Source organism: Clostridium polyendosporum, from assembly GCF_018332455.1.
In the GTDB taxonomy this organism is placed as follows: Bacteria; Bacillota; Clostridia; order Clostridiales; family Clostridiaceae; genus Clostridium_AY; species Clostridium_AY polyendosporum.
In genome coordinates this window covers 1-20,834 of the sequence record NZ_BOPZ01000023.1, presented here as the reverse complement: position 1 = coordinate 20,834, position 20,834 = coordinate 1, and the positions used below count along the sequence as shown (strand labels likewise).

The 20,834-nt window shown below is 32.7% G+C and carries 25 protein-coding genes; all 25 read right to left on the bottom strand.

Translation table 11 applies throughout. The features are described 5' to 3' along the window. Positions 1–239: 239 nt before the first annotated feature. Positions 240–4,091 carry an AAA family ATPase gene (locus tag CPJCM30710_RS12600; protein ID WP_212904528.1) on the bottom strand — a complete coding sequence of 1,284 codons (3,852 nt, stop codon included), beginning with the start codon at positions 4,089–4,091 and terminating at the stop codon, positions 240–242. Between the two features lie 324 nt (positions 4,092–4,415). Next, positions 4,416–4,568 carry a hypothetical protein gene (locus CPJCM30710_RS12595; protein ID WP_212904527.1) on the bottom strand — a complete coding sequence of 51 codons (153 nt, stop codon included), beginning with the start codon at positions 4,566–4,568 and terminating at the stop codon, positions 4,416–4,418. Between the two features lie 339 nt (positions 4,569–4,907). Next, the gene (locus CPJCM30710_RS12590; RefSeq protein WP_212904526.1) at positions 4,908–5,282 is read right to left on the bottom strand and encodes an ASCH domain-containing protein; all 375 of its coding nucleotides are present in this window, start codon (positions 5,280–5,282) and stop codon (positions 4,908–4,910) included. After that, positions 5,260–6,309, bottom strand: coding sequence for a hypothetical protein (locus tag CPJCM30710_RS12585; RefSeq protein WP_212904525.1), 1,050 nt, complete (start codon positions 6,307–6,309; stop codon positions 5,260–5,262). Before CPJCM30710_RS12585 ends, CPJCM30710_RS12590 begins: the two co-directional genes overlap by 23 nt. 51 nt (positions 6,310–6,360) lie before the next feature. Next, a complete protein-coding gene (locus tag CPJCM30710_RS12580; RefSeq protein ID WP_212904524.1) occupies positions 6,361–6,720 on the bottom strand; it encodes an ASCH domain-containing protein in 360 nt (119 codons plus the stop codon). Between the two features lie 224 nt (positions 6,721–6,944). Further along, entirely contained in the window at positions 6,945–7,148 is a 204-nt protein-coding gene (locus CPJCM30710_RS12575) for a phage holin (RefSeq protein ID WP_212904523.1), read from the bottom strand. A 17-nt stretch (positions 7,149–7,165) separates the two neighbouring features. Continuing rightward, positions 7,166–7,885: an N-acetylmuramoyl-L-alanine amidase gene (locus CPJCM30710_RS12570; RefSeq protein ID WP_212904522.1), complete on the bottom strand. Its 720-nt coding sequence runs from the start codon at positions 7,883–7,885 to the stop codon at positions 7,166–7,168. A 3-nt stretch (positions 7,886–7,888) separates the two neighbouring features. Next, on the bottom strand, positions 7,889–8,266 hold the full coding sequence (locus tag CPJCM30710_RS12565) for a hypothetical protein (RefSeq protein ID WP_212904521.1): 378 nt from the start codon (positions 8,264–8,266) through the stop codon (positions 7,889–7,891). A gap of 79 nt (positions 8,267–8,345) precedes the next feature. Continuing rightward, positions 8,346–9,794: a WD40 repeat domain-containing protein gene (locus CPJCM30710_RS12560; protein WP_212904520.1), complete on the bottom strand. Its 1,449-nt coding sequence runs from the start codon at positions 9,792–9,794 to the stop codon at positions 8,346–8,348. 25 nt (positions 9,795–9,819) lie between these two features. Beyond that, positions 9,820–11,445: a phage tail spike protein gene (locus CPJCM30710_RS12555; RefSeq protein ID WP_212904519.1), complete on the bottom strand. Its 1,626-nt coding sequence runs from the start codon at positions 11,443–11,445 to the stop codon at positions 9,820–9,822. Next, positions 11,446–12,147, bottom strand: coding sequence for a distal tail protein Dit (locus tag CPJCM30710_RS12550; RefSeq protein WP_212904518.1), 702 nt, complete (start codon positions 12,145–12,147; stop codon positions 11,446–11,448). Position 12,148: 1 nt separating this feature from the next. Further along, positions 12,149–14,953, bottom strand: a complete 2,805-nt coding sequence (locus tag CPJCM30710_RS12545; RefSeq protein ID WP_281413984.1) for a phage tail tape measure protein — start codon at positions 14,951–14,953, stop codon at positions 12,149–12,151. Positions 14,954–15,195: 242 nt separating this feature from the next. Beyond that, entirely contained in the window at positions 15,196–15,594 is a 399-nt protein-coding gene (locus tag CPJCM30710_RS12540) for a phage tail tape measure protein (protein ID WP_212904516.1), read from the bottom strand. Between the two features lie 6 nt (positions 15,595–15,600). Next, entirely contained in the window at positions 15,601–15,804 is a 204-nt protein-coding gene (locus CPJCM30710_RS12535) for a hypothetical protein (RefSeq protein ID WP_212904515.1), read from the bottom strand. 28 nt (positions 15,805–15,832) lie between these two features. Then, positions 15,833–16,240 (bottom strand): esterase, encoded by a 408-nt coding sequence (locus tag CPJCM30710_RS12530; RefSeq protein ID WP_212904514.1) that lies wholly within the window; start codon positions 16,238–16,240, stop codon positions 15,833–15,835. Positions 16,241–16,254: 14 nt separating this feature from the next. Next, positions 16,255–16,800 (bottom strand): hypothetical protein, encoded by a 546-nt coding sequence (locus tag CPJCM30710_RS12525; RefSeq protein WP_212904513.1) that lies wholly within the window; start codon positions 16,798–16,800, stop codon positions 16,255–16,257. Positions 16,801–16,803: 3 nt separating this feature from the next. Further along, positions 16,804–17,148: a hypothetical protein gene (locus CPJCM30710_RS12520; protein ID WP_212904512.1), complete on the bottom strand. Its 345-nt coding sequence runs from the start codon at positions 17,146–17,148 to the stop codon at positions 16,804–16,806. Between the two features lie 4 nt (positions 17,149–17,152). Continuing rightward, positions 17,153–17,506: a hypothetical protein gene (locus CPJCM30710_RS12515; RefSeq protein WP_212904511.1), complete on the bottom strand. Its 354-nt coding sequence runs from the start codon at positions 17,504–17,506 to the stop codon at positions 17,153–17,155. After that, positions 17,499–17,858, bottom strand: a complete 360-nt coding sequence (locus CPJCM30710_RS12510) for a hypothetical protein (RefSeq protein WP_212904510.1) — start codon at positions 17,856–17,858, stop codon at positions 17,499–17,501. The genes CPJCM30710_RS12515 and CPJCM30710_RS12510 overlap by 8 nt, the downstream gene beginning before the upstream one ends. Then, positions 17,858–18,154, bottom strand: coding sequence for a hypothetical protein (locus tag CPJCM30710_RS12505; RefSeq protein WP_212904509.1), 297 nt, complete (start codon positions 18,152–18,154; stop codon positions 17,858–17,860). Before CPJCM30710_RS12505 ends, CPJCM30710_RS12510 begins: the two co-directional genes overlap by 1 nt. Positions 18,155–18,162: 8 nt before the next feature. Then, on the bottom strand, positions 18,163–18,318 hold the full coding sequence (locus CPJCM30710_RS12500; protein WP_212904508.1) for a DUF7210 family protein: 156 nt from the start codon (positions 18,316–18,318) through the stop codon (positions 18,163–18,165). Positions 18,319–18,362: 44 nt separating this feature from the next. Next, positions 18,363–19,403, bottom strand: coding sequence for a major capsid protein (locus CPJCM30710_RS12495; protein ID WP_212904507.1), 1,041 nt, complete (start codon positions 19,401–19,403; stop codon positions 18,363–18,365). Positions 19,404–19,422: 19 nt separating this feature from the next. After that, the gene (locus tag CPJCM30710_RS12490) at positions 19,423–19,767 is read right to left on the bottom strand and encodes a hypothetical protein (protein ID WP_212904506.1); all 345 of its coding nucleotides are present in this window, start codon (positions 19,765–19,767) and stop codon (positions 19,423–19,425) included. A 12-nt stretch (positions 19,768–19,779) separates the two neighbouring features. Beyond that, positions 19,780–20,394: a phage scaffolding protein gene (locus tag CPJCM30710_RS12485; RefSeq protein ID WP_212904505.1), complete on the bottom strand. Its 615-nt coding sequence runs from the start codon at positions 20,392–20,394 to the stop codon at positions 19,780–19,782. 133 nt (positions 20,395–20,527) lie between these two features. Further along, complete coding sequence (locus CPJCM30710_RS12480) at positions 20,528–20,770, bottom strand: hypothetical protein (protein WP_212904504.1); 243 nt, start codon at positions 20,768–20,770, stop codon at positions 20,528–20,530. Positions 20,771–20,834: the final 64 nt, after the last annotated feature.

The window sequence follows — 20,834 nt, the reverse complement described above, 5'->3', positions numbered from 1 at the left end:
ATGTCAGCTGCTACTTTTATTGATTCAATAAAACTAAACAAGTCCTGACAGCAATATTTATAATAATTAACATAGAGGGTTTCAATGTCTAATAACTATAACTTTGATACAATTTAGCGGTTTTTTCAATAGAGTTATTGATTTTAATGTCGCTAAATTGTATAGAACTTCTGCTAAAACGTATACGCCCTTTAAAATTACAAAGAAATACCTATAATGTCTGTACCTATGGTTGCAAACTATACTTTGTTTAAGGAGTAGTGATATTTTGAATACCAAAAAGAACCATTATCACCTTTGAAGTTTTCACTTAATATATCTTCAATTATTTTTGAAATTTTTTCATCACATATACCGTTTAATTCATCAGTAGTAATAAGATTCTCTACTTCACCCTTTTGTTTATAAATCTCAAGTCTATTTTTCCAATTATCACTATATGTTTTATCAGTCAATTTCCCCAAGTGTTCCCAATAAATTTTTCTTCCCGATAATAATTCTATAGTGAAATCGGGCTTGATATCAAATTTTCCATTATTAAGTTGATACACTTCTTCATATTTAAACCGGAATCCTCCTCGTGTATTTTGGTACTCCTCTAATTTTTTATAAATAATGTATTCTACTCTTGATTTTACACTTACACCATCAGCTGGTATATAGGTATCATTAAAAGATGGATTTTGGAAAATTGATGTCCTTCTATGGTAAACGTATGAACGATTCCTTATTTCTTCAAATAAATCCGCAATATCATTCTTTTCATCATTATAAATGAAAATAGACAAAGTATTCCTTGAACGGGTTAGGGCAGTATACAATAACTCTCTGGATAATAATGCTTTTTTATTAGGTATTATAACAAATACATGGTTAAATCCACTACCTTGAGATTTATGCACAGTAATTGCATAGCCAAGTTCTAGCTTTTCAAAATCAAACCTATCAGGACTTCCATACTCAGGAAAGTAATGCTTCACATACTTCCCACGCTTTAATGTTAAACCAATTGACCCATTAGAAACGATAAGTTTTCCTTTTTCATATATATTTTTTGTTAGTATAACTTTATCTCCATGTCTAAACATATCTGATGAGTTATCAGTATCTCTAAAATAATTTTGCAAATAATTATTTAACCCCAAAGTTCCATAGAATCCAGTTCTATAAGGAGATATTATTTGGAATGCCTCCAAGTTAAACTTATCACTAATGGCTGACTCATCGCGGTTTGCTGCACTATCAAACCCAAGTAAACCGTCTATTATAGATGTTAAATTACGTGATTTACCTCCATGTTTTTCTTCAAATAAAAACTTAAAGTGGTCAGTTATTTTATCTTGTAACTCATTTCTATCACTCCAGTAGTTTATATATAAGCCTGAAGAGATTTGACCTAGATTTTTTATTTTATATAAAAGTTCTTCATGGTTCTTACTCTTACCAGAAAAAACATTTGCCAAGTCCAAAATCATAGAATCTGTTTCTTGCCTACAATCTACTGTAAGTGATGCATGATTGTTAATATACTTTTTATCTAATTTAATAAATTCAATGATGTCAACAAAAACCTTTCCATATCCTATAGGTGGTAACTGATATTGGTCTCCAACCAAAATTAACCTTTTAAAACTTCTTTCCTTTAGATTAAGTTTTTGTAAAACGTCTTTAAACTTAACAAGGTCAACCATTGACATCTCATCTATAATGATATTTTCATACAACAAATCTTCATCATTACTCAAGTATTTATCTATTGTCATAGCTGTTATGTTTTTAAATGTTGAATCAGTCTTCAGTCTTAATGCTGCTTTTCCAGTAGGGGTTAATAATAAATATGTTTTATAATTCTCCTTCAATTTAGTAATAACACGTAATAACTCATAGGATTTGCCAGCTCCAGGAGAACCAGTTAAAACAAATAGTCTTTTTCTAAATATATTTAAGTATAGTTTAATATGCTCTCTAATAAATGTATCTTTATCAAATCTATCTTTACGTTCTGATGATAGTTTTTCGGCAGTTTGACGAATAGTTTCATCCATATTGACCTTCAAATCATCGTTATTTGGTAAATCTAATATATTTTTAATTGTACTTTTTATATATTGTTCTGCATCATAAATCTCATTTAAATAATAATATGAGTGTACACCATTCTTATCTTTAATTATGGTTATTTTTTTTGCAAGATGCTCCCTATATTTATCCTCTAGATTTCTAAGGTTTTGATTGACATTTAACTCAGAATCCATCTTGTAAAACAAAGGATAGTTTTTTATTTTCTCAAGTATTATTTCTGCCTCTTCATAACAGTCACCCTTATTTTCAAGAGATTTTAGTATAAAAATTATTAATGCTCTAATTCTTCGTGGGTCGTCAACTTTGATATTTTGTAGCTTTCTAACTTTCTTGATGTAATCTGAGATAGGGAAAAATGCTATATCAATCTTATACAAATCAATTTTGCCATCTATTACATCGCCACTTATGGAATCTTCAGTAGGTGACGCTTCATAATCCTCATATAAAATATAAGGATTCTCACAAACATCTTTTAATGATAACTTTTTATCATTAACTATTGCCTTAAACTGCTGATATGTTAGGTCTAACATAGCAAGTCTAAGGAAATCATAACATTTAACATTATGGTCTTCAATAGAATCATGAATATCCCAAAGAATATCTTCATATTCAGTATATTCATTTTCTATGTTATCTGGACAATCAAGCATTTCAATCAATCTCTCAAAGTAATCTTTACCCTCTTTTTCTTGAAGTAAGTTAATAAAATTATCTAAAATTGGCTTTTCACCCTGTCTAAGTTCAAGCAGTACACGCGCTAATCTCGCAAAACCTGGAAAATGGCCTCGTTGATTCCAACACATGCTCAACATATTATCTATAGTTTTAATTGCAGTATCGGTGTCAAACCCATCAATAATATTATGCTCTTTAATAATTAGAAGGCTTCTTCTAATTTTTGTTAATATAAATATAGATTGATCGTTTCCTATATCCATAGCAACATATTTAAATCCACTAGTCAATTCTGGTTCATCAATTGTTACTTTAATCTGGCTAAGATATTCTTTTTCGCCATTTAGATTTTTTTCTTCTAATTTAATGTATTCATGGTATGGCAATAAAATCCCATTTTCAGGGAAATCCAAAGTATATCTCAAAGCCCAATTCATTGTAGGAAAGTTTTGAGCACCTGGTTTTTTTCTCAACTTTTTTAATTCTTCCGGACAAATATCAAAATACTGTTTTTGCCCTCTATCTTTTAGCAAAGCACACCCAACAATTAAATATTTTTGCTCATCGCAAGAAACAGGATTATCATAATTAGTATAGAGAAATACAATGGTTTTCTTCTCTTTGAACTTTGACTGAAAATGTGAAATTCTATTTTCAAATATCTTATCTGGAAAATACTTGCCGTATTTATTTGCACCACTTTCATCACGTACAAATGATAATTTAAATGGCCACGTGAATACTGAATATGGTGGTAATTTTTCTCTAATATGTTTTACATTTGGTGCAGCGGGGTTATCGTGTTCAACTTCAACATTTGTATTACCAAAAGCATTTATTCCCCAATAGCATGGTGGCTGATACTTTGCTTCTAAAGTTTTATCAATGCTACAGTTACAGAAATTGGATTCTATATCTATTTTTCTTCGTGTCCTTAATCTCTCAGATAAAAGAGAGTGCTCTCCAATACAATAATCATTTGATTCTGGACTACTACACACCTTGCCATTCCACTTATTATCATGCCAAGCAAGTCTCACTGTTAGATGACTAACAGAATTTGATGTTTCATTCATTAATATAGGCTCCGTTTCTTTGAACAGGCTATCTCTTTCATTATGGTATTTTTCTATAATTTTCATAGCATACTCTATTTGTTTGGAAGAAGGTCTCTCACCCTTTCTACTGAATGAAGCTAGAGTATTTAATACACTACATTCTTTATTATTAAGTGTTCCCTTTTCCTTTGCATCTTCAACTATTTGATATAATTTAATATGTGTAAATTTGTTAAACCATTTATATAAATCTTCACTACTATAAGACAAATTATCCCCCCCATTACATATTATTATAAATACATTTATATATTCTATATTGCCACTTCTCTATTTTAAACAAGACATCCAATTAATCTCTACTCTAGTCTATCAACATAATTGTATATGGTTTTACATTATTTTAATATTAGTTTAGTTCTTCAAATTTATTTGTTATTCTACAAACACAAAAAAGATACTATAGGTAATATTATGTATTATTTGTAATATTAACCCTCAATAAATAAAAAAACACCTGCAAAATCACCATTTCAGCCAACTCTGTGGGTTTTCTCATATCTTTATATATTCCAATTCAGCTCCATACAATTTTTAAATACAAAAGTATACTCCTCTAACTTCCTCAGGAGTAATCATAGCTTCTATATCAGGATTTTCTACATAAAAAGCTTTCAGATTTGCGTACTTACTTCTTAGAGTTCTTAGTAATACCAGAATTTTTTCATAATTAAAATCTATTTTCATAAATAACCTCCTAAACTATTATTATCTATATATTCCATTCTTGTTATTAAATTCCTCTAAATGATAATAATTTAACTGAGGTGAGAATATGAAAAAGAAAAGTTTTATTAGAATAGATTTACTAGTACTACTTTCGTTCTTATTTTTATTAGGTTTCTTTGGTTCTCTATTCTATATTTCAATTTTAAACTACTAAAAAGCTCCGGAATTACTCTAGAGCTTTTTTTAGTATGATTTGCACAGTGTAATTTTTGCAATACCATGTATACCTGTTACAAAGATAATTTTTTTATCAAAAACAATATCTAATAATTACAACTCTTAATTACAACTCTCCTCTTAAAGATACATAAAAGACTGGGGAGGACACTTTATTTTAGGATTTAATTCCACTAATTCTAATGGCTCTTTATATACTTTAGTCTTTTTTATAGCAATAGCAAATCCAGTTTCTCTTTCCGAAAAATACTCTAAATATGCATTTTCATCGATTCCAGCATATAGCTTAGTTTCTTCCCATATTAAATTTGGAGCTCCTTTTAATATACTATCAATCTCAAATTCACCTATAACTTTTCCTACTGGCTTTGTAACATACACAACAATAGTATCTATATCTTCTCTTTTAAATAAATTTCTTCTATATTCATATCTTTTTTCACCTGTAAATATTTTTTGTGCATATTGTGGTTTAATCGATAATAAAACTTTCATCTACATCACCTAATTCTAATATTCTTAAAAGATTTTCATCACTCAATGGAACTGCTACCCAACGTTGAGTTCCATCCAACCCAATTTTCCCTATTAAATCTTGTCTTATAATTCTTTTATTTAACGCTATATTATACAACATCTTAATTAAATACTTGTATCTTTTTGTCCTCCAAAAGGATTCTAACTCATTTTCCTTAAAAACACTGTGTTTAGCACAATACTTATAAAATTCATCATAATTTTTAAACTCGTCTATATATCTAATTTCCTCAATAACGCATATAGAAGTTGCAACTGATGAATATTGAGCCATTTTACCTTTATCAGCGGTTCTATAAATAACTACTATATCTCCTTTTTCATATATGTTAAGATTGTCTCCTGAAAGATATATTTTCTCTACGCTGTTTGTAAAAGAAACATCTTCGATAACATGATTCTTTTCGGTCTTAAGCTGAGAATTTGGGAACATCCTAGTATGATATTCAGGATATATTGATAATAAAAACTTTTTATTTTTTCTAATATCAATTTTAGGATAATCCAATAGTATATCTCCTGATATATTATTTAAATATTTTATATATACATTTTCAGTTCCTGCTTTGCTGCTTTTAGTGCCATAATATTCAAATCCATATCTCAACAACAAGCTAATTAAAGAATCATGCTTCTCAAAAATTGTAACATATGTTTCTTGATAATTATTTTTAAACATTTCATCGATTATTATTTTAACAAACCTTTCACCAAGTTTGGTTCCATGTGCGTTAATTTTAAACGTACCCACTTTCAACCTTCTTTTTTCTTTTAAATTTGGCGTTATCGAAGTATCCTTATCATTTTCTTCCTTTAAATATAAAAATCCTTGAATACCACCATCCTCTAATATGAACGCACTTTCCTCATTTTTTGATTTTCTATTAAACCACTCATCGAACCCTGGATAATCTTTTTTTAATGTATAAAAAAACTCATCTTCTAAATTAATTTCACTAAATCTTTTTCTTTTAATAACATCCATACTTATCCCCCCACCCTACTAAATAACATTACTTTACTATTATTATAATACTTAGGGAATATATTTTCCGTTTTTTACCTTAAACATTATTGCAACTACTCCATGTTCCTCTTCTTGCTCTGGGGAATAGATACTATAAATTTTATTTATTATCTCTTCTATATTTAAATCGCCATATCCAAAATATGATGAAGGAAATTTATAGTACAATTCTTTAAAGGTCGGAAATACATATATTTTTTCAACATATACTAAAATAGTATCTTTTAGTTCTGGAATCTTATAAAAAATTATTTTATCCCCAGCATTAATTTTTTTTCTTTTTTCGTCATTAAGTCGAACTTCCACTATTTTGTTATGATATTTTATATTATCAAATTCTTCTTGTTTTAACTTCATTTGATGTAACATATTCAAACCACCTGATTTATTCTTTGGTTCTGATATTCTTAAATTGTATTAATATTAATTTAATTATATACTTTTTTCTTCCTTTACAAAAGTTAGTTAAAATTTATATATGTTTTTAATTCTTTGTATTTCTTTAACCTTTTATTAAAAAATATTAATTCAATGGCATACAAAATTGTTGCTAAACCACGAAAAAACACTAAAAATGCGACTACCTTTTTAAATTACTTATCGTCTGAAAATCCTCTATTTTCGCTTGTTGGATTATTTATCAACCCTAGCATTACTAAAATGCTTAATATAGCTGTTACAATTTCATTGTAGTTGCTTGGTAATACATCTTTACCAAAAACCTTAAGTATTATAGGTATGAAAGCTGCTATTGATATCCATAAACCATAATTCTTTAATCTTGATTTAATATCCATAATAATATTCATCCCTCCTATTTCTCAAAAGCAACTAAGAAACTATCGAAGCCAGCCTGTTTGAGCTTTCTTTGTACTTCTTCTGCATTGCCTCTTTCCTTGCATGAACCGACAACAACTCTAAAATAAGTGTTGTTTTCTATAGGCTTGGAAGGCTTTGCAGGTTGAGGAGCTGGTGTAGTTTTTGGCTGTGGTAAATCTTTGCCTATATATCTTAAGCAACCTCTAGCTATTGCTCTTGCTTCAGCTTCTATCCATTCATCAGTTCTCATTTTAGATTCAGCACCACGATTGCTAATGAAGTCACCTTCTATTAATATAGCAGGCATGTTAGTTTCTCTTAAAACAGCAAAGTTAACAAACTTTACTCCTCTACTGTTAGAGACTTGTCCAGCCCATATTAAATCATCAAGTACACAATTAGCTAACTTCTCACCATGTCCTCCAGAACTGAATGCAAATACCTCTGTGCCTACAACACTTTCTGTATAACATGAATTTTCATGTTTTGATACAAAGTACGTAGCCCCCCATTCATTTGCAAGTCTAGCTCTTTCAGATAAACCTATAAATGCATCATCTTTTCTAGTCAATCTTACTTCTTCACCTGCTGCTTCCATTATTTCTTTCCATCTTTTCATAACTTTTAATACAACCTGTGATTCTTCTAATCCTGTAGGTCCTACTGCCCCTGGGTCATATCCTCCATGGCCTGGATCTCCCATCCACTTTGCCATAAGCTATTCCTCCTCTTTATCTTTTATTCTTGAATTACCTAAGCAAGTAAATGTCCTATCATCAATTCTCAGAACTCTTCTTTGGGTATCAAGAGCTACTGCTAAAATCTTATCTAATAATCCTATAGTAGTCTTTTGGTCTTTATCATTAGCAAGTAACACTTCGTTTAACTTTTGTGTATGTTCTGCATTACTTGATATAAGAGCATCTATCTTATCGCAAAGTTTATCTATTCTACTTGTATCACTATTAGTTTTATTTCTTTTGTTTTCACTAATAAATTTAAAAAGCAAAATAACAAAAACTAATAAGATTGCCAATGTTGCTCCTGCTATTCCTAGTTGTAAGTATAAGTTTAATATATTTGAATCTATCGGCATAAAACACCTACTTTCTTAAAAAATAAAAAGACCTTTTTATTGGTCCCTTACTCTGTATTTCTGTCATTAATTCATCTTATTAATGCGGAGGCATATCGAACGGATAAACATAGTCAACCGTTAAATCGTATTGAATTTTCATTGTATTCGTAGGAGTCTTAGTGACTGGGCTGGCAAGTAGTGTATGAGCTCCCGCCGGAATCATGTAATGTAGCTGTAAACATCCATAACTTCCGTTTTCGTTGGTTGCTATCATTAAATTTAAACTAGGATCCCATCTAAAATGACCATAAGATGCGTAATTACTTATGTTCCAAAGCGTGGACGACGTTGAGAGCCAACTTGTATAAACGCTCAAGTCTGACTCATTAAGGACATAAAATACACTTGTATAGCTTTGAATCAATATTTTGTTTTGAGGGATTTTTGTTATCGTAACATACCCGTCCGAGCAAGACGTTGTAATTAACATCATTGCACTGCTGAAAGTACCGTCTTTGTTATAAGCAGCAAGGGCCATTCTCGTTGTCGTTCCGTCACTACCTTGATATGCCACTAAAATTTTACTTGAAGTCACACAAAGAGCTCTAAAAAGTTGGCTATTTGCAAGGTTGTACCCACCGACTGAGTTCAAACTGCTGCTTTTGGAATATGTCGCCAAAACGTTGAAATTCTGATCATATTTTTTAATAGATCCGTCGGTTCCAAGAGCAAAAAAGCAAGACAAGTCGCTGTCATAATCAAGACAATTGGCATTTGCAGCAAGAGTTTTGCCTGTTGTCTCCAAAAGGGTTGTCTTGTCCCAAACTCTCACTGTTGTCGTTCCCTTTTTTAGAACGTAAATGTAATTTGAGTCATAAGCGACGTGGCAGCTCGACAAAGTATTTCCGGAAACCCCGTCAGCTATTTTTAGTTTTTTGTCTTGTCTATAGTACGTATGATAATAAATTCCAGTGGCCTCAGTATTATGTCTCGGAGTCAAATAAATGCTTTGAAACGTTCCATTTCCAGCACTTGTCCCAAAATCAACCACCCAGTGGCGCGTCGTTGACGTTTTTGTTAATCCATTACCCGCAGTGGCGCTTGTGTATGTGCTCTCGCTTGTGTTCACTGTCCCCCTAAGTGGATTGGATCCAGAATAAGGGTTAAACAAATCAGCATATCCCACAACTCCACCCCAAGTAAAATAATCATATTGGTCCTCTGCAACGTCCCCTGTAGTCAATAACATTACGTTACACATTCCAACTCCGTCAGTAAGCATATTAAATGTACTATACAAACAATTTACTGAGTTATAGTCTAGGATTCTGCTATATATCCCGTCATAAAATGCGACGCTTGATAACACTGCGGTTATTCTATTTTCGCTTTTTGCCTCGTAGGTCTTTTCGCCTGTCTTTGCGTCAAAGAGTTCAACTGTAAAAACCCCTTTCGCTGGAGCCAGCATAGGCTTTTGTTTTTTGACTTCCCAGCTCTGACCAGTCATTAAATCTTTATTATATGCAATACTCTCTCTAAAAGTCATTTTACTCCTCCTATTATTATTAATATCAAGCTAGTGTCACGCTTGCGTTTGTTGCGGTCACGTGTGATCCTTTTACATTTTGATAAGCAACGCTCTGACCTGTTGTGTTTCCAACCGGAGGAGCTTGCGCAACTTCCAAGCTTGTCGCAGTCGCTTGTCTGCTACCCTTTACGTTAATGTAATATTGTGTGGAACTAGCCTCTGCGTGAGGAATCTCCGCACTTAATCCGCCTTGTAAATTACGCCCGTCAACCATTGCTTGAAGGTTATAAATTGGAATTGTGAACGTTCCAGCGTCCACCTTTAGAAATACGCCAATGTAATGACCTCCAGCTCCTACTTGTGGAATACCCAACGGGATCCCAACGACATTATCTCCAGCTTGGAGCTTTTGTTTCGGCGTGAATACTATGTCTTTATTATCAAGCTGTATTTCTATAGTCAAAGTACACGCTTGAGAGGCTGTCCCATACATTGAAAGAGATAAAAAAAGGTTAGTATCCGCAATCGCAGCAACTCCCAAATATATAGGCTGCTGCAACGTTGTCCCAATTGTAAGAGTTTGACCATTAGAATAATACATCATAGACGACAAAGCCTGAGCCACTTGGTTTCCAAGGTCATCCGAGATTGTTTGAATTAATCCACTTAGGTCTTGCATTGGTTTTCTTGGCTGCCCAAAAGTAACCTTTGAATTAAGCCCAGTCAAAACGTCAGTGATAATTTTTATAACTGGGACCTTCACATTAACGTCAACGTCGTCATGAATTATCGTTACACTATCCCCGACACTTATTGTTTCAAGCTGAGTATAATTTTTATATTCAACTGTTCGAGAAAGCTCAATCATGTCAACCTCTATGGTTGATCTTTCAAGTCCTATCGTTGCCGCTGCTGCTGTTGCAAGAGTTCTGAGCGTCGGCTCGTCATCCGCGTCAAACTTTACCTCCTTAATAAGTGGAAACGGCGGATAATCCTCGCCGTCCCAGTTAGTGACACTGATATATTTTTCTGTCAATTTTACGTTGTTATTTCCTTTAGGATATATTTTTGTAACTATATCCGTTGCGTCGTTTATTACTTTTATTGCCTCGATATTCTTCCCACGGCGGACCGTAACTCCATTATCTGAGCCCATGCTCTGTAATATCTTTATATCAAAGTTATCACGTAAGAGCTCTCCTCGCCCCCAGCGTTTAATAATATTAAACATTGCTGCGGCTGGGTTGTCTTCTACAAAATAAATTGTGCTGCCTAGAACTATATCACTACCAACCGTATAAGTGAGCGGAAGATCTCCAATGAGCGCCTTTGTCATTGCAGTTTTAACGCTGCAAAGCTCCGCCTTAACGTTCTCAATGAAATAAAAATTAAGATCATAAAATATATGCCTGGCCCAAACAGATATTATTTTTTGGTCCTTATTCTCTTTTGTGATTTTTATTATTCTAAAGAGTTGCCCCGCTGCCTTAATTATATTGTATTTTATAAGATACTGGGCCTTTTTCGAGTTTGAGGGATATTCCAGGTCGAGAGAATAATCTCCGTTGAGCTCATGAGTGATCTCGCATTTAATACACTCATTAAGGACCGCCAGGCCATTATTATCAAAATTGCCTTTTGTGGTCTTTTTATCATAGACGCATATCAACTATAACCACCTCCAAAAAGGTGTAACGTCAATTTTAGTAACGCAGCCAGTGTATGAAATACTATTCACTCCTGGGATCAATGTTGGAAACTTTCCAGACATTTTGCTGTTTAGGTTTGCGCCGCTGTCGTTGTATGCATCCATAATTGTGCTATCTAAAATAATATGATTAAGCAACCCTGTAAACTGGATCTGTACGCCATTGATTGTAAGAGATCCCTCTCCGCTGCCATAAACTTTTATTATTGGCTCTGAGTAGATCGTCCCTGGGTTCGTGATAGTTCCTGGAATTGTGCTGATTGTTATCACTGAATTGCTTACTGCATATTTGAAAGGCCTACAATTGAATATTATTACGAATTCATTTAAAGAACTATATGCTTGCTTAATATCAAAAGAATTTACTACTTGACCTATATATTTTTTGTTTGGTTGATAAGTGAATATTAGATTACTTTCACCAGTACCTATAAGCCATCCTTTTATATCATCAACTTTATCTACAATGTCATCTAAGATTGTACATTCTACTGCTATTGTTATATCTTCATATGTATTTTCATCAAAATTCAATGAACTATTACGTCCTGGAACATCAATTGAAGTTATTCTTCTTTTGGGAGAAGGAATAGAGGGTCTTTGAGTTATTATAATTCCAAAATCGTTATAGCTATCTTTGCCTCCAAATTGAAAGCTTATCACTCTAAGATCCTCCTTTCCCCATTGATACTCTTTGCCTATAAAATTCTAATTCATAAGCTAAGTTTTCAATATCTTTATCAGTGTTATTATAGAATTTTTCAATTATAAAAAGTGGTTGTGTAGTCTTATTATTATTAGTGCTTGTTGATGTCTCGGATATTCTCTTTGTTCCATATTCACTTCCTGCTAAAGCCAATTTAGAACTTGGTACATTTGTATCCATTCCAGTAACTTCGCTGCTCATACTCTTAACTACATTTTTTATCAGCCCTAGAGAGTCCTGCAAGCCTACTGCAAAGCCTTCTCCTGTATACCCTCCTAGCTTTTCCATAACCACAGAAGGTGACTGTATTCCCAATGCACTCCTTATCTTTTTTGTTATCATTTCTGCGAGATTTTCAACAATTTGTTTTACTTTACCTATCATATTTTTTATTCCATTTAAAAGACCTTGCATGATGTTCACTCCAAATTGATACATCTGTAATGGTAAATTTTTAATATAGTTAATCGCATTATCAATCCCACTGTTTATAGAGCTTTTTATACTAGAATATGTGCTAGATATACCATTCTTTAAAGAATTAAATATATCAGCACCTTTCTGATACATTCTGCCTGGCAAACTAGCTATATAAGATATAGATGTCTCTATTCCTGACACTACAGCATTTTTTGTTTCATTAATTTTGATTTTAGTAGCACTTTTAAAACTTTCAAACATATCCGTAGCCTTTTTATACAACCTCGAAGGCAATGTAGAAAACCATTCTACTATATAACTCCAAGTATTCTTTATCCAGTTTGATGTACTAGTTATAATATTTGTTACACTATCCTTAAGAGAATTCCATGCTGCAATCGCATTATTTTTTATTTTATTCCACACATTTATTAAAAAGTTAATTATATTGGTCCATATTTCAATAGCTATATTTTTTATTGATGTACTAATTTCAACAAAGTTAGCTTTAATCTCATTCCATAGATTTATAAAGAAAGACTTTATGTTAATCCATATTAACGTTAGTTCTAATTTTATAGCTATCATTATTTGATATATAGCAGTTTGAATACTTATCCATGCACTTGTAAAAGTGGCCTTGATATTGTCTAATATTTGTGCTAAATCACTTCTTAACTTATCCCAATCACCTCTAATAGCATCTATTATAACTAATACTGCTCCTAATACTATGTTTTTAATACCTTCCCATATATCTAAAAAAGCACTTCTAAGATTTTCGAGTGCCATACCTAATATATTAAATGTAGTCCCAAATCTATCTATAAGTGATTGTTTAATTTCTTCAACCTTACCTAAAACAGCATTTTTTATAGTAGTAAATAGATTTATAAAGAAATCTTTAATTCCTATCCATATATTTGATGCAGTTGATTTTATGTTATTCCATACTTCTGATAGTTTAGATTGAATTTCGTCCCAATGTTTTATTATAAGTAAAGGTATACCTATAAAAAGAGCTATTATAGCCAATATTTCAACTCCCCATTTTGCAAAGAACCCTTTAATCCATTTCCAAAAACTATTCAAACTATCCTTTATCCCTTGCCATGCTTCATTTAAATATGTTTTGATATTATCCCAAGCTTCGCTTAAATAAGCTTTTATACTTTCCCATGTACTACTAAAAGTATTTTTAATTCCAGTCCATAAATCTATAAAGAAATTCTTTATAGGTTCCCAGTTTTTATATACCAAATAAGCAGCTACTGCAAATGCAGATATAATTGCAATTGCTATTCCTACTGGTCCCGTAAGTACTGTAAATACACTTGCTAATGCTGCTATCGCTGGAGTTGCTGCTGCTACACCAGTCGTAACAACTGCAATTGCACCACTAATCGTAGAAAATACTGTTATTAATCCTCCAACTACAGCTATCACTTTACTTACAATTAAAAGTACAGGTCCTATCGCCGCAACTATTAATGCTATTTTAATAACCATATCCTTTTGAGCATCCGAAAGACCATTGAACCAGTTAACTAAATTATTTATAGTTCCAGTAAGTGTCCTTAGCATTGGAGTTAATCTGTCTCCTATAGCTATCATTGCACCTTCAACTGCTGATGTTAATTCATCCCACGCACCTTTAAGATTGTCTTTCATTGTGGTAGCCATTTCTTTAGCTGAACCATCTGAGTTTTTAAAGCTATTAGTTAGTTTATCTAATTCATTGGGTCCCGCTTGTATCAGGGTTAACATTCCACTCATTGCTTCTTGTCCAAAAATTGTAGCTATAGCTTGCTGTTGTTGTTGTTCACTTAATCCTTCCATAGATCCCTGAAGTTTCCCTATAATATCTTTTAAAGGCAACATCTTTCCAGTAGAATCATAAGCACTAAATCCTAATTTTTTCATTAACTCTCCTGCTTCACCAGATGGATTTGCTAACCTTGTTAAAGCAGATCTTAATGTTGTACCTGCTTGACTTCCACGAATACCACTATTAGCCATTTCACCGATAGCCGCAGTAACCTCTTCTAAACTTAATCCCATTGATCTAGCTACTGGTGCAACATACTTCATCGCTTCTCCAGTATCTTCTATTCCTGCATTTGTATCTGCTGCTGCCCTTGCCAATACATCCGCTACATAAGCTGCCTGGTTTGCTTCAAGCCCAAACCCTCTAAGTGTAGATGATGCTATATCTGCTGCAGTTGCTAAATCGATTCCACCACTAGCAGCTAAATCTAACATACCAGGCATAGCTGCCATTATTTCATTAACATTGAAACCAGCTGAAGCTAATGCCTCCATTCCGGCTGCTGCCTCTTTCATCTGTTACATATAGGCTTTTTATCCTATACTCTCCTCTTTTCAAAGGAGTGTCGGCGTACATTTTCACCTTCAACTTTACTCGGTCAGGTGGTGAGCACTCTTGCCTAGATTATATTTATTCACTAGGTACGCTCTACGGTGATACTCAGCCTTCCGAAATCTGAATATTTACCTCGGTATTGGCATATTTATGACATAATAAATTACCATAAACTTAGCTTCTACCGATTTTACTCACTTATTTATGCTACAAGTTTCCTTGTAGTGTGCCAATTATCTTTAGCACTAAACGAAGTAGTAGCCCCTAAATCTATAGCTTGGTTTCTTAATTTATTAAAGTCCTCTCCAACTGCTCCAGAAATAGCCCTAACCCTACTCATAGAACTATCAAAGTCAGCTGTTGTTTTTATAGCAGCTGCGCCTGCCCCTAATATTGGTACCGTAAGACCTTTAGTCATTGTAATACCAACTGCATTTACTGCACTACCTAAGGCATTAATTCTACTTTTAGCTGTATCATTGCTATCACAAAAAGTTTGCAAATGTTCTTTAGCTGATTTTAAACCAGCTGTAAAAGGAGATGAATCAAGTGTTAGAACAGCTACCGCAGTCCCTGCACTTATTCCAGCTATACTTGCCATTTAATTTCACCTCTTTGTATTTTTAAACCTCTTAAGATTTTCTTTCATTGAATTAAAGAGTTGTGAATTATTTTGCTGTTTCTTCTCATTAATCCAATGTGGAGTTTTGCGCCACTTAAGAACGCCCTTGTCGTTGTAATACATAAACGATTGAATATGTGCTATAGCTTCATCAAAACAAAAAGCGAGATATGGATCATCTATCCCCATAATCTCGCTTGGTACTCTTTTATATTGTTCAACTAATCTTATTATCCTTAACACCTGTTTGCTCTGTACGAAACTGCTCTAATGCCTTTAGACCTTGTTGAGTGAAATTAAAAAGAACTAACTTTTGTTCATCAGTTAGTTCCAAACTCAATTCCTTTATATCTTTTAATTTTGGTTCAATAAGTGTTTCCTCTGCAAATATATCAAATAGCTTCCCTAGCTCTTTTATATCCACATCTGCATTTGGTTTATTAAACACTTTATCAGCTGCTCCTAAAAGTGCATTAGGAATTGCTCCCTTACTAACTAAACCTAATAGAGAAACTCTTTTCACTCTACATACAAAAGGTTTCTCATTCCATCCTGGTAAAGTCACTATGGTCCCTTTGGCTACTTCTTTTAATTCATCTAAGCTTGTTACTTGTAATTCATTCATAATTTACACCCTCTCTATGGTAATTGCGCTAGTATGTCTAAATCATATGGAGCTTCACCGTTTTTAGGCCTTGAAGATATAGTAAATTCGGGTGTTGTAAATTCTCCATCTTTAAACGTAAAATTTGCAGGTTTTCCCTTGCAATTGGGATAAGAGAATTTAAAGTATCCTACAATTTCATCCCCTTCTTTTTCCTCTGTATATATATTAAGTGTGAATGTTTTTCTATTAACTGCCTGTCCTGATACAGGAGGTGTATATCCAATAATATTTTGTTCTGCATCTTTCTTTAAAGTTCCACCATCTATTATTGCAAGTACCTCAGGAGCAAATTTATTGTCTGTAAGTGTTATATCTGATCCATACTGAATATCCTCTGTTTTATCAATAGCATGAATTGTATTCTTTGTTCTTAACACTTTTTCTTCACCTTCAGATACAATAGGTTCATATCCCGCTTCGCTAGCAGTATCCCAAGTTAACGTTTGAGGTGTGGCTTCATCTGTAATTATCTCTACTCTTTTTATATTAACCAAAGCATGTGTTTCAGCATTTGCCATAGTTTAAACCTCCAATTCTTTTTGTATTTGATATAAAATACTACATGTTAAAGCTTTCTTTTCATCATCTGTGATTGTACCCATTTCAACACCAGTATATCTAAGAAAATTCAATTCTTTTAAGTAAACTTTAACTGTACTTTTAAAACTTATAATTTTAGTAAATTGATTTTGCGGAACAAAAAAGATGATATCTACAGTTTGAGCACCAATCTTATTAGATCCGTTTTGCCCTCCTGTACCATCATCTTTTAAAACTACATATGGTGATTTGCATTCCCCTTTATGTTGACCTACGAAATAAACATCTATCTCTTTTGATTTTAAATAGTCATATATCCTAAGCATTTTATCACCTTATTTTTGATATTACATTTGCCCAACCAGTTAATACCTCACCTTTGAATTTTTTAATGGTTGGCCATGCAATAGCATATTTCTTTTCATGTGCTAATTCTAAATACTTGAATTGATATGTGGGACTTGATAGCCTTATATCTATACCACTTGTAGTTTTTACTACTTTAGTATTCAAACCTTGCCTTGTTAATCCTGTTCTATCTATCCAATGGGCATTTTTCTTGGCATCTCCCTCTATCTTCTTCCCAGCTGTTTCGGCATAAAGATAAGTAGCTTTTTCAACTTTATCATTTATAACAGCCATATTCTTTAGAACATCACCAATATCGAAGCTTAAACTACCCATCTAGTTGCACCACCATGTCAAAGTAAACCTCGAAGTTTTCACCGAGGTAAACTACTCTGTATTTTTTATCACCAATGCTTAAAATATCGCTAGTTTTTACTTTTAAAGATTCTTCGTTATAATCAACTAGGAAGCGTGTAGAAGACTTACCTAAGGTTTCTCCTTTATCTTGTAAATTAAGATTTATAACTCTTTCTTTTTCGTATAACAAGCCTGTAATCGTGGTTATTAAAATAGGCTCATCTTCTGGCTCATTATACTGATTTAAAACATCTCTATAAACCACAGCTTCACTAGGCATCTGAGAAACACCTTTTATAACTGCCTGTCTTAACCTTTCCTTATCCAACATTATTCATCAACTCTTTTCATTGAGGTATTGTAATAACCACTAGAAGCGCTCTCTTGCTGATACTCAGAAATGTATTGCCTAGATAAGTTATTCCAATATTCAGGACCTGGATTCTCTATTGTTATAGGTCCTACCTTAATACTCTTCTCTCCATCAGCTTTCATTAAAACTAATTTTCCAGCAGTTAGCCTAATATTATTACCGTTAATTACTAGGAATCCTGTTAATTCATCATCCGTAAAATAAGGATATTTTTTTTCTTGAATTAATAATTTCAACAAAGTTAAATCATCCAAAATTTCACCTACTTTTCACTTACTGTTTCAATGTAGCCCTTTTCTGACATACCTGTTACATCTGATTTTCTTACAGCAAACTCTTCTCCAATCTTTATGATATCCCTATCATATTTTAAGTTAATTTTAGCTTTTACTTTGACTGCTCTTTTTTCCTCAGCCACTTAACTCATTCCCTTCTAAAAGAACAGGGGATACGCCCCCTCATCTATTTTACTTTTGCAAAGAAGCACTCATCAGCTCTATCGAATGAAGGAAGAACTAATTGTGATACTTTGGTTTCTACTGTAACAGGATCTTCTTTAAGCATAGTAGTAATAGCAACACCAGTGTTTACTATTTGAGTATCTAACTTGCCAGTACCATAAACTTTATCTGCCTCTTCTGGAGTAGTTCCATAAACAGTTTTTCCTACAGTACCATCAGGAATTAAAGTTATATAGTCATCTTCATAGTAATTCATAGTAGTTGTACCATCTTCAGCTATGAAAGTACCATTTAAGATACCTACAGATATTCCTAATTTTCTGTTTAGGTAAGCTATAATATCTTGAGTAGTTACTATAACCTCTCCCATATTACGAGCCTTTAATTCATTTAATATAGCTGTATTTTGAGATATATAACCAAAAGTAGTTTTAGTAAGCAGCATTCTGCTTGGAGCTGCATAACCTTCATCGGTTAATGCTGTTTGCCATCTTTGAATATCTCCAACTATATCAGCACCTCCATTATTCCAAGTAGCTTCACCAGTAAGAGTTTCTTTGTGTGCTGCAGGAACCTCATAATCAACTACTATATCTCCATCATCAGTAACAATATTAATTACACCCTTTTGAATTAACTGTGCCCTCATTCTCGTTGCTTGAACACCAGCTCCATCCACTAGAGATTGATAGTTATCATAAACTTGGGAAACTATTTGTTCTACTAAGTTTTGATTATTAGCTTGTAAAGCCATCATTAAAAGCTGTCTATCTTTTTCCTTAATTAAAACTGATTCTTTGAAGAAAGGTAATTCTTTCTTATCAATTTTTAAGTCAGCCTTTAAAGCTCTTGGTTTTACAGCTACATCAAAAGTAGACATTCTTAAAGCTACAGGCTTTTGTTTTGAGCCTTTAGCAAGTTCTATTTCAGTTCCCCATTGTTTTGTGTTAGGAAATAAAGCTTGATCAATTGTAGTTCTTGGTGGTAAGTTTTGAATATATAATGCTATTTCTTTAGCACTTATAAAATCTTGCAAATTCATAGTTTATTCCTCCTCTAAATTAAAGAAATTGAATCATTTTTAAAGCTGTTCTTACTGCTGCTACGGGTGCAACTGGTAAAGCACTTTCTTTTATGAAACCAAATATAGTAACTGGTACAACCTCGGTTCCTTTTGAATTATTAAAATCTACATCCTCATACACAACTCCAAAAGCTGTAGCTCCTAACTCTGCAGTATTAACACTCTTTCCATCCTTGTCTACGATAGTTCCTACTGGTAATATACCATTAGTTAATGTTGCATCTGTCTTAACAACTTTTATATTAGTGTTTTGGAATAACTGACCTGCTAATGCCAGTATATTCTTTTGTTCACCCATTATGGTTCTTGAACTCTGTCTCATAATTTACTCCCCCTATTTAAAAAATTGATTAATATTTTCACTTGATTTAATTTGATCTGTTTTACTCTTTGCAAGTTTCTCTCCTAGACTTAACTCTTTTCCATCTCCACCAGTAGTTGTTTTCCCTGTCTGGAATGAGCCTGTTCCTGGCACTTCTTTTTCAAATAAGTAATCTCTATCCCTTTTAATAGCCTCTAATTGTTCCTTAAGACCTATGACATTATCACCATCTACTTTAAGTTTGTTGTTATCTAAAAGAGCTTTAATCAAGTTGATATCTTTAGCCTTGCTATCTTTTAACGCATTATTGATAGCTACATTAAACTTAATAGCTTCAAGTTTTTTTTCATATTCGGCGGCAGTGGCAGCATTAGCAGTTTTAAGCTTTTCAAATTCCTGTGTTAAAGCTTCATTATCCTTAACCTTTTCTTGCAAAGTTGTAAGCTGCTTATCTCTATCTGCTAGTTGTTGCTTATAGTCATTCTTTTCAGTAGTTACCTGTGAGAACCTTTCTTTTGGAACATAGTCAGCACTATTTACAAAGTCAATTCCCTTATACTTATTTCTAACATCCTCTGGAAGAGCTTTAAATGCTTCTTCACCTATGATTTCTTTTAAATTTGGCATTGATAATTCCTCCTTAATACGCTTTTTTACGTGGTTCGTCCACGACATTAATGAGTGCTTATTTTCTTTTACGTCTACCTCAAAGCTTAAAAAGACGGATTAAAAGCAAAATAAAAAGCCTTATTTCTAAGACTTAATCACATTTATCGTATATCTTTTTATACTTTTGAGATATTTCTTCATTCCTTTTCTTCAGTTTTTCAAAATCGTTTATTAAAATTTCAATCTCTTCATCTGTTAGTTTGTTTTCCTTGCTGACTACATTCTTTTCTAACTCAGCTACAATAACCTGTATTCTAGCTATGTTAGTCCTAAACTCATGATTTGAATAAACAATAGTATATTTAGTGGAGCAATGTGGACACTTGAAATACATTCGTTCAACATCACCCTCAACTTTAACTATTGGCTATGTTAAAGAATAATGTTTATAATATAAC